At 40.5% G+C, this 9,406-nt stretch carries 12 protein-coding genes (1 of these 12 cut by a window edge); 7 read left to right on the forward strand and 5 right to left on the reverse strand.

Translation table 11 applies throughout. The features are described 5' to 3' along the window. Positions 1-264 precede the first annotated feature (264 nt). Entirely contained in the window at positions 265-432 is a 168-nt protein-coding gene (locus MCO_RS10600; RefSeq protein ID WP_155799348.1) for a hypothetical protein, read from the reverse strand. On the opposite strand from MCO_RS10600, the gene MCO_RS05735 reads away from it, so the two are divergent. From MCO_RS05735 to MCO_RS05760, 7 genes are all read left to right on the forward strand, one after another. Next, positions 433-1,521 (forward strand): TIGR04086 family membrane protein, encoded by a 1,089-nt coding sequence (locus tag MCO_RS05735; RefSeq protein ID WP_007553204.1) that lies wholly within the window; start codon positions 433-435, stop codon positions 1,519-1,521. Positions 1,522-2,094: 573 nt separating this feature from the next. Next, on the forward strand, positions 2,095-2,247 hold the full coding sequence (locus MCO_RS10865) for a hypothetical protein (RefSeq protein WP_007553205.1): 153 nt from the start codon (positions 2,095-2,097) through the stop codon (positions 2,245-2,247). Positions 2,248-2,315: 68 nt separating this feature from the next. Next, positions 2,316-3,506: a hypothetical protein gene (locus MCO_RS05740; RefSeq protein WP_007553206.1), complete on the forward strand. Its 1,191-nt coding sequence runs from the start codon at positions 2,316-2,318 to the stop codon at positions 3,504-3,506. Then, positions 3,503-4,696, forward strand: a complete 1,194-nt coding sequence (locus MCO_RS05745; protein WP_040298935.1) for an MFS transporter — start codon at positions 3,503-3,505, stop codon at positions 4,694-4,696. Before MCO_RS05740 ends, MCO_RS05745 begins: the two co-directional genes overlap by 4 nt. Next, on the forward strand, positions 4,686-4,865 hold the full coding sequence (locus tag MCO_RS05750; protein ID WP_040298938.1) for a hypothetical protein: 180 nt from the start codon (positions 4,686-4,688) through the stop codon (positions 4,863-4,865). The genes MCO_RS05745 and MCO_RS05750 overlap by 11 nt, the downstream gene beginning before the upstream one ends. 34 nt (positions 4,866-4,899) lie before the next feature. Beyond that, a complete protein-coding gene (locus MCO_RS05755) occupies positions 4,900-5,571 on the forward strand; it encodes a hypothetical protein (RefSeq protein WP_007553209.1) in 672 nt (223 codons plus the stop codon). Positions 5,572-5,584: 13 nt separating this feature from the next. Then, complete coding sequence (locus tag MCO_RS05760) at positions 5,585-5,947, forward strand: hypothetical protein (RefSeq protein WP_007553210.1); 363 nt, start codon at positions 5,585-5,587, stop codon at positions 5,945-5,947. A gap of 7 nt (positions 5,948-5,954) precedes the next feature. Here MCO_RS05760 and MCO_RS05765 read toward each other — a convergent pair whose 3' ends face one another. The 4 genes in view from MCO_RS05765 to MCO_RS05780 are tightly spaced (at most 23 nt apart) and all read right to left on the reverse strand, a layout consistent with a single transcriptional unit that may run on beyond the window. Beyond that, complete coding sequence (locus MCO_RS05765) at positions 5,955-6,272, reverse strand: cupin domain-containing protein (RefSeq protein WP_007553211.1); 318 nt, start codon at positions 6,270-6,272, stop codon at positions 5,955-5,957. Further along, positions 6,265-6,981 (reverse strand): YqcI/YcgG family protein, encoded by a 717-nt coding sequence (locus MCO_RS05770; protein WP_007553212.1) that lies wholly within the window; start codon positions 6,979-6,981, stop codon positions 6,265-6,267. The genes MCO_RS05765 and MCO_RS05770 overlap by 8 nt, the downstream gene beginning before the upstream one ends. Positions 6,982-7,004: 23 nt before the next feature. Continuing rightward, complete coding sequence (locus MCO_RS05775; RefSeq protein WP_007553213.1) at positions 7,005-8,210, reverse strand: ATP-grasp domain-containing protein; 1,206 nt, start codon at positions 8,208-8,210, stop codon at positions 7,005-7,007. Next, a protein-coding gene (locus MCO_RS05780) for an MFS transporter (protein ID WP_040298960.1) crosses the window boundary here: on the reverse strand, positions 8,207-9,406 show its 3' portion. The gene runs 6 nt beyond the window's last position; only the last 1,200 of its 1,206 coding nucleotides appear in the window; its start codon lies off the right edge, out of view — the gene reads right to left on this strand; its stop codon occupies positions 8,207-8,209. Before MCO_RS05780 ends, MCO_RS05775 begins: the two co-directional genes overlap by 4 nt.

A 9,406-nucleotide genomic window follows, 5' to 3' on the forward strand; every position in this document is an offset into this window, starting at 1 on the left:
AATTTTCGATACAAAAGAGGAAGTTATTTATAAAAATGACCAGTAACATGTTTTAGTAGTGAAGAAAAAAATATTTTCAAATTTCATCGTAATACATTAACAAAACAAGTTCCCCACAGCATTTCACAAAACAACCTTTTGATACAAAGATATCCCTTCTGCTTGCTTTATTTCGCATAGAGCATCACTCTCATCACCAACGTAAACCCTCCATAAATTAGCACTCGATGCGTATTCCACAAAAAGCCTCCCACCACCATAATCTCAGTATACATCTCCAGAATAGTAATCCATACGCATCCCTATAATGATCATTGATAAATCATGATCTATTGTCACTATTTCCCCTCCATTTTCACGCATATTTGCCCATTTGGAACATAATGGTTCAGAAAGCATTGTATCTCCAGCATCATTCAAGGAGATAAACACATGGAAACTCGCATTCCTGAAGACACACCTTTCGATACCCATTTTTTAGGAGAAACATCCATAGAAACAGAGTATCCCTTTTTCCACACACCCATTTCATGGTCGGCAATCTTTGCTGGGGTAGTAACAGCACTGGCAACATCAATCTGCTTGTCTTTTCTGGTTACAGCTTTAGGCTTAAGTCAAATGGACTTCACCTCAACAGCACCTTTTGAAGGCACCTTTCTCTCCCTTGGAATTGGATCACTCGTTGTTATGCTTATCAGCATTGCTTTGGGAGGTTTTGTGGCTGGACGTTTTGCAGAGTCTTCAGGCGCACTTCACGGCTTTTTAACTTGGGCTCTCTTAACACTTCTTATGACAATCCAAGCCATCTGGTTGGTCTCAAATGCTGCAAGCTTAAGCGCTAAAGCCGCTATCGAAAACACTTCCATGATCCAACAATCCGTTGACAACCTCAAAACAAATCCTTCTCCCCTGTTTACAAAATTAAATGGCGAAAGTGTTGAGAACTTTTTGACAAAGAAAAAGGACAATGGCGTCGATTTTGACAAACTGCGCAATGAATTACGTACACTTCTCAATAAAAGTGACATTCCTGCCCTCAATCCGGAACACTTGAAGCAGTCCTATCAAGAAGCTCTCAAAGATATTGGTTCCACAATAACAGCGTTCAAAAACGACCCTTCTCACTATCGCACATATCTGAAAGATCTCAGTGAACGTCTTTCTGATCGCATCCAAACCATTACCACAAAGTTTGATCAAAGCGATATCATCAACAACCTTATGAACAACGGCATGACACGTGCAGATGCACAAACAAACGCCAACCGCGCAGTTTATGTTTATCAAACGGCAGAAGCAAAAACCGAAGAAGCACTTAAAGCCCTTGAAGAACAGGCTAAGACACTGTCTCACAAGCTAGACACATCCATAAAGGATGCGCGTCACATGGGAAATAAAGCCGCCAAAACAGCATCGCATATGGGCTGGTGGGGCTTTTTAGGAGGCTTGATTGGTGCCATTATTTCCAGTGTGTGTGGCTATTATGGCTACAGAAACCGTAAAGACTCTTTTATGCTTTAAAAACTTTTACCACATAAAGCATAAAACCAATAAAAAGCTGTACTATCCCTACAGCTTTTTTTGTAAACTGCTCTTAACCACTTTATTTTTGAGTCCTCCGTTTTTTAAGATAATCTCTATCATGTGCTATGCTGTTAGCTAATTCTTATGTTGAAGGAGGTACTTAAATGCTCCTTGCATTATTCAATCAATGAACATTCCCATGTATACCCTTACAATATAATTGAACACACAATAGACATCTCATTCACTGACATTCCATAGAACAGCACCAAAGCTTCTTACAAGCTTCATTTTTTTTAACAGAACATACAGATGAAGAAGAGTGCAATATTTTGACAAAACATTCACGATCAAAACCCCGTATTTTGAAAACTTCTTCTCTATACATAAAGAATGAGTTACAATTCCTCCTTGTAAGAAAATTTATAATGAACTCTTAAAAGATAAAATGCCCTTTTTAATCAAAATGGCATGTAGTGAAAAATAAAATCCATACTAGACGGAGAGGTATGATAATCTTTTATCGTGATTATCATGTATGTTTACCAACTAGTAAGAGAGGGGAAATATATGAATATTTCACTTAATGAAGTAGCGGATGTTGTTGAATTAGCTAATAGCGACGTCGCGCCAATCTTGGCTGGTACTAAATATGCTCAGCGCGAAATTATCCAAGTTTGTGAAAACGACCACGATATGGATAATTCACATGAAGTACAATAATGTATTATTGATGAAAATCTGCTAATCCAATGTATTCAGTTTAAAAAAATTAAGCGTGTTTAATTGGCATGTTTGAATTGTTTTCTGAAGACTTTTTTCAAAAAAATTGGGCTAAGCAAGAAGCTGAATTATCAATTTCAAACATCCCTTTCCATGAAGGGGATGTTTTGGATGCTTTAAGACAATACGCTCAAAATCCGAGTAAACTTTTAGCACTTAATTCTAAATCCGAAGCAGTGACAGTTATTAATGGAGTACGAAGCCCACACCCTCTTCAAAACTTTCTTGTTTCAGACACGGACGGAACTATAGAAGAATATACAGCCCGCGTTGATCAATATGCCAAAGGGCAAGAATGGGCGGTTATGTATTATGGGTTATACGCTGCAACCCCTGCTCTGTGGGACGTAGCAAAACAATTTGCTGATCAATTAGCACATTCTTTAGGTTTTAGACCCAGCGGACGCGTGGATATTGACTGTTTCATCGGCCGATATTCTTCTACCCATGTTGGGATCCATGTGGATCATGCTCATAATTTTGGTTTTACTCTCCAAGACGGCAAAACAATGTTTGCATGGCCCAGCACGCGAAAAGATCTCCAAGAGCTAAAATATCCCGAATATGAAGAGTATAAATCAACCGCAATCGCACTGCAAAATCGTACAGATCGTGTTGCCTATTTTCCCCATGATGCCTTCCACGTTGCTGAGACTGGGAAAAATATTGCTGCAAATGTTAATATTGCTTTTTGGGAAACAGCAAGCGATGCGCAACATCATAAAAATTATATCACGCATTTGCTCCATCTTGATAATCGGACACGACATGATATACGCACATCAGGAAGAGCAAGTTTAAACCCTGATAATGCTTTTCAACACTCTGCATTAAGCACTGCAATTGCAAATAGCACCTTAAAACGCCATATGCTTGTTTCTCAATTAATTTGCGATACGAGCTCGCGTTTATGCGTTGGCCGCCCTCCTATTAACGTATCTGAAATTGAGAGTGAAATCACTCTTCGCCTCCCCAGTACCCTCCAATGGGTTCCCTTGCTTGAAACAAAAGAACTACTCATCTCAGCAAACGGGCATTGCGCCAGTTTTGAATACAGGGATCATTTAGAGAACTTCCTCTCTCAACTTTCATCGGAAGAGAAAGTAGACATATCGAAATTAAATGATAAACTACGTAACGCAGCACAGAAAGAAATTTTAAAAACTGTAAAAGCTTTAGCGTCTTGGGGGGCGTTGTGATAAAGAAAAAATCCATTATTTTCGCTCAAATGGGACTTTTTTTCGTTTTGTCTCTTAGCAGCTTTGCGGATGAAACAGCTCAAGTTACATTTGCTCTACACTTAGCAAAGAGTACAACTTCTATTTCAATGCTGCTTTTTGCTGGGCTTATGGGTGCAATTTGTGCCGGACCAATTGCACCACGACTCTTGCATCGGCTAAGCACGTCTCGAACAGTTCCTGTTGTTTTATTATTTGAAGCAATATTTATAGCCACAGCCGCAATCGCCAACCAATTCTGGATTTATATTGCCATTTCTTTTGCGCTGGGCTGTGCTGGATCACTCTTTTGGTCTACAATCCTCGTTGCTGTACCTGAATTTGCAAAGACTGATCAGCAACTAGACCGAATAAACCGCATTATCCAAACAGTGCGGAATCTTGGTTATATTGCCGGACCACTCCTAGGGGGTGTGTTGTATGGCATATCAAGCGGACAAAGAGGATTGTTTGCACTTTCAATCATGGTTCTTTGTGCAACCTTTATTACCATATTCTGTTTTAAAATTTTAAAAATTCATGCACAAGAGACAGATACATCGCAGCGTACCAAAAAAGGGCTAGATTTAGCGGGCCTATTGCGTAAAAAAAATGTCGTCTATGCTCTTGCACCCCTCATCATCACCATCATACTCACCTCTGCTCTCAACGTATTATCGATTGTCCGCATCCGCACCGATCTGAACTTAAGCGCTGAAATCTATGGGGTGATCACAAGTATGATAAGTCTCGGCTTAGTGGTTGGACCTCTCTGCTTCTCCAGCATTTTCCATCACTTTGGCAATGCCGCTGGAGCGTCACTTGCTGCAACAACCATTGGCTTTGGAATTTTCTGCTTTTCCTTAACACATATCGTATGGTTGATGATGCTTTCATTTTTTATCCTTGGAGCAGCCAATGGTGTGCAAAACGCCCTGATGGCAAGTTTTATGATGAAAGCCATTCAGAAAGAACACCGAAACAACCAGATGCCCGCCTATATCTTTATCATACAAACATCCGTATGCATTGGTTTTGTAGGCGCAGGTTTTGTTCGTGTGCACCATACCCAAAACACACTCCTTGTCATCGGCATCACTACAATGATCGCAGGCATATTAGGCTTTGTGTTGAATAACGCCGTGCAAAAAAAGGAATTTAATGATGGTTAGAGGATTCAGCCGTTTTTTCCCTCAAGCAAACAATGCTAAAAAGCTTAATCTCCAACCACCGCTTAATAAAATCGTTGTTTTTGATATCGTGCAACCTCATACCAACCGATATGTCTTCGATGAACCACTCTTTGGCAGGTATGCGCTAACAGCTGTTCCAGCAACTTAAGATTTTAAAACAGTACATAAATCGATTTAACATCATGCAACAAGATCCCATAGGCTTAAATTTCTACAATGGAACGGGTGGTTATGTGTGGCAACTCGCAGACTACATGCAACATAATTTGAATGAGAGCGCCCACACGCTCGAATTACAAAAATCCATACCACCCACAGCCATCAATTCTTTCGCTGTCTACCCACGTGAACTCAATCCCTTGGCGCACATCCAATGGGCTAAGGACGTGCAGATAATAAGGAATAAGCCCGCACTCATTGGGAAACGCCAAATACAACCTGTAACGGCTGTTTCTACGAAAGGGGCGGCATTTGGTGGATTTGATTTCCCAACATCTGAAGTGCTTCATGAAGGCTGTCTTGTTCAATCTTTTGAAAAAATACAATTCAATGGTTCTCTTCTTGCCGCGGGCAGTCTTTTGATATCCCTGTTGCGACACGGTCTCATCGAAACAGATCAAAAAGCATTTTCACCAGATCACGCAACGGCTCTTTTACGAGAACCACCATGCCGTATTGTAGATTCTCCTCTTGGTACCGTTGCAATTAACCAGCTGAATGGTCGCACAATCCGGCTTCATGAAAAAACAAAGTATCTCTTAAAAACCGCCGCAACACCGATACATATCCAATATCCCATAGACGATTCAATAGCATTTTTTGTAAAAGCAGGAATGCTGCGATTGGTAAAATAATAAGGATCAAAAAATGCAGCTGATAAGACCTGGCATGGGAACAGAAAATAGCATACAACTCATTTATTCTCTCATTCAAATGGTAAGACCGCGCACAGTCATTGAAATCGGTGCGGGCGATAGCACACGCTTTATCGCAAAAGCACTTCAAAAAGCAAAACAAGCGTGGCAACAGGATACAAGGATTCTAGAATCCTCCCTTTGGAAAGAGCGCACAGCTTTACTCGCCCCCTCAGGAATTCCTGAGAATTATCAACCACGATTGATGATTTTACTGCAGAGGATCAATCAGATAAAAAAGCGCGAGGAAAAATCTGCACGAAAAGCAAGGCTTTCTTCGGTATTTTTTTCGCCCGTATCAGAGGAAATCAATTAGAAAGCATTCAGCCGCCCATTTTAATAGCGAGGCTTTCCATAGCGATCGCGTATATGCATCCTGCATTTGACGCAACTGATTTATGCCTTGTATTGGCTGGGAGATGTATAACATTTCCTGGCGTACAGGTTATACGCTTTTCGCTATAGAAAAAATCTAGCTCTCCCTCTATAATTAAGAGAGTTTCATCGACTTTGTGCGTATGCCAATCATGCATTTTTCTTGGGAAATCTCTTTGTATCTCTATCGAGCCTTGTTCTGGCAACATCATTTTTAATGTATCATATATACTTTCATTTAATTTAATTTTAGAAAACTTAGTCATTGTTGCGCTCCATTATATGATATGGACAGGGTGAGGATTCAATATTATTATCTTGCAGGAAGTATTGCATCCACTCTCTATTCTTTGGATCGCCATATTTCCCTAAAAAAGGGGATTTTGTGATAATATCAAAAGGTTCAAGTCTTTTTCTTACAGTGGAAAACGCATTTTTTGCTTTTTGTTCTGTATCCAACAGATCAGAAAAAACCCACCTAGGCTGGAAAGTTAACATAAATGTAGAACTTTTTCTACTTATTCTGTTTATATGGGACGGTGTATTGCAAACTATGAACATAGGCTCGCCATGAAAACAGAACTCCCATAGAGGATCATCCATATTTTTTGGTATATGCTTAGGCCATTTTCGGTCGTCAAGTGCTCGTAAATCTTTAAGTATAGACCAAAATTTCTCTCTATAAACTTCGACACTTTGTATGGGTGCAGGCTCTTCAAATGCAACAAAAGATGTGTTCTTTCCAAAGCTCTTATAATTATCACAATAATTTATAAGGTCTTCCATAATATTTTTTGCGGTTAACTTTTTGTAGAACCCAAATCTCAGCATGTCTTTTTGATATCCCTTTACCCCAAATAGGCAAGGAAAAATCCTGATTTTGTTATTCATTATTGCATCGAATTCTTTAAAAACCACCTGTTTCCATTTTTCATATTTTTCTATATTTTTCACTATTTGCGTTGCTGAATCCATATTTTCCTCCCAATTGTTGTATTTTATAGGAAATTGCTACGAATTATCCTCTCTAAGGTCGATAATTCATCATCACTCCGACCCCAAATTGCTATAATGGCGGGGCAGGTATTTAAATCGATTGTCAGGGGAAGCGGTTTGTTTTCTTTAAAAGAGAGCATAAAATGAACCACATTTTTCCAAGAATGAAGCTTTTGCTGCCATGAGTTAATATCTTTTATGATATGGCCGTCAACCTTGTTGATAAGAAAGATAATACGCCCCTTTTTCTTAAAACAACTTGACGCTTCCGAAAACACTCCCGCAATAAGATTAACGGAGCTTTCAAGTAAATCATCCTCATAGCAATGCGCGAACAAGGCGGGCGCAATTCCCCCGTGGAGGCGAGCTCCCACTTCGATCATCACTGGACCATGGGCGGTTTGCATGATTTCCATATGCGCGGGACCATATTCAATCCCCAACGCGCGAATGCATTGTTTTGCATAAGAGATAAGAGCAGCATAAAGGGGATCTTGAGCATCAAGCACATCAAGCGATTCATAAACAAAGGCACTCCCATTATGGATACCCTTTTTATATCGTGATAAAGCACATATCTTTATCGCCTCCCCATTTACAACAGCATCTACTATGTATTCCTCTCCCACCAATCTTTCTTGGAGCAAATAAGCCTCGTTAGGTGCACCAAAAATATTCTTCTGCATCCAGTCGATCCTAGAAACCCACGCCACTACTTCCTCACGGCTGGAAAAAAACAAAACGCTATCACTCCCAGAAGAATCATTTGGCTTCACCACATAGCCGCTGAGGCTTTCAAAACCACCGAGAATACAATCATCTTTTGTAAGAATCTTTGACCGAATGTAAGACAAACCATTTTCACAAAGGCGCTTTTGCATCGTCGCCTTTTTCCGCCGCCAATCGGTGGTCAAAGGGTTATTTCCAAGACAACCATAGTAAGCAGCCAATTGTTCTGCACAATAAATACCTCCTTCAGCACCAGCTACCACGGCTTCTATCGCACCGGCTGGAAAACGCTGCTTTATCTCATCCACACTATGAAGCTTCGCTTCTGCCATCCCCTCACCCTGATAAGAAAGCATAAAATGCGAAAAAAGAGCTGGCTGAGATGCAACGCCGTAACAGGCATAACCCAATTTTTGCAAAGCAGGACCATAGAGAGCACCTGTGGAGAAAGGGTCGACAATAAGGATGGGTTTGCTCATGCTTTGACTCGCCGCGCTAAAAGAAAAAGGACATAAATAAAGATTATCAACCCTATAAGGGGTAGAAGATAAATGGCCGCCTGTGGTCCCATAAGAGCGGGGCTTGTAAGAAGACCAAGGATAACATAACCCGCTGATTGGGAGACAGTATAAAGCATGCCGCTATAGCTTCCCACAAGTTCTGCTTGAATCTCTGTCTGGGTCTCTTCAATCATATATTTACGGGCGTTAATCCGCATGGTGTTCATCGAAAAGCCAATAAAAAAACAAAAGACCACAGCCAAATAGGGCAATTGTGTGGTGCTAAAAATGAGATCAGCCACACCCAACATAAGGGCTGGGAGGATAAATTCAAAGCGAGGTATTTTGATAAAAGCAGCCAAAAAAGCGCCCACACCCGCAACCGCACTGCAAAGCCCATAATATTCAGAGCTAAAATTTTTCACACTCTGAAAAAGAATAGTCGCCAGTGTATTATAGGCGCAAATATGAAAACCAATAAGGCCTATGCAGACGCATAAAAGTTTAAGTTCAAGAGAGAGCCTGTCTGCTTGCGGCATGGGTGTTAGCTTCTTCTCAGGTGCAGACGGTGTAACGCCTGTAGCACTATATTCATCGCGAAAAATGACATATCCGGCCACAAGGCTTACAATGATGTCAAACACACAAAGTGCTGCAATCAAACCATTATAGCCAACCCCAGCTGCTACCCCTCGCAGGCTGGTTGCTTCTAAGAGATAACCACTAAGTGCCGCTCCCAAAAAGGCACCAATCTGCACCACTGTTTGCATAATGCGGGAAGCCTTTTGAGCGCTAATATAACCTTTAAGCGCTAGCTTGGTATTATAAGTCTCGAGCGTACTTAAGGTGATCAAAGAGAGATAACCGATAGAGATAGATACAGCAATAAAACCAAAAGGAGAATCAGCGTAATGAAAAAGAGCAATTAATATAAGAAGGCTATAGATGATGATCCGCCTTTTGTATAAATCTACCAACCTCAGAGAAGACTTAATGCGGACAAGTCCGCTTTTTTTCAAAAGATAGGGTGTAAGAGTTCCCAAAGCCATGGACACACCCAAGAAAACCGATGAAGATGTTATGCGATAAACGTTCCAAAGATTACTTAAGAATAGCACCATATCAGAAAGATAAAGCACAACAACAAGCCCATAAAACCGAAAAATCAGCTCTCT

It is taken from the genome of Bartonella sp. DB5-6 (genome assembly GCF_000278115.1).
GTDB classification, from domain to species: Bacteria; Pseudomonadota; Alphaproteobacteria; order Rhizobiales; family Rhizobiaceae; genus Bartonella; species Bartonella refiksaydamii.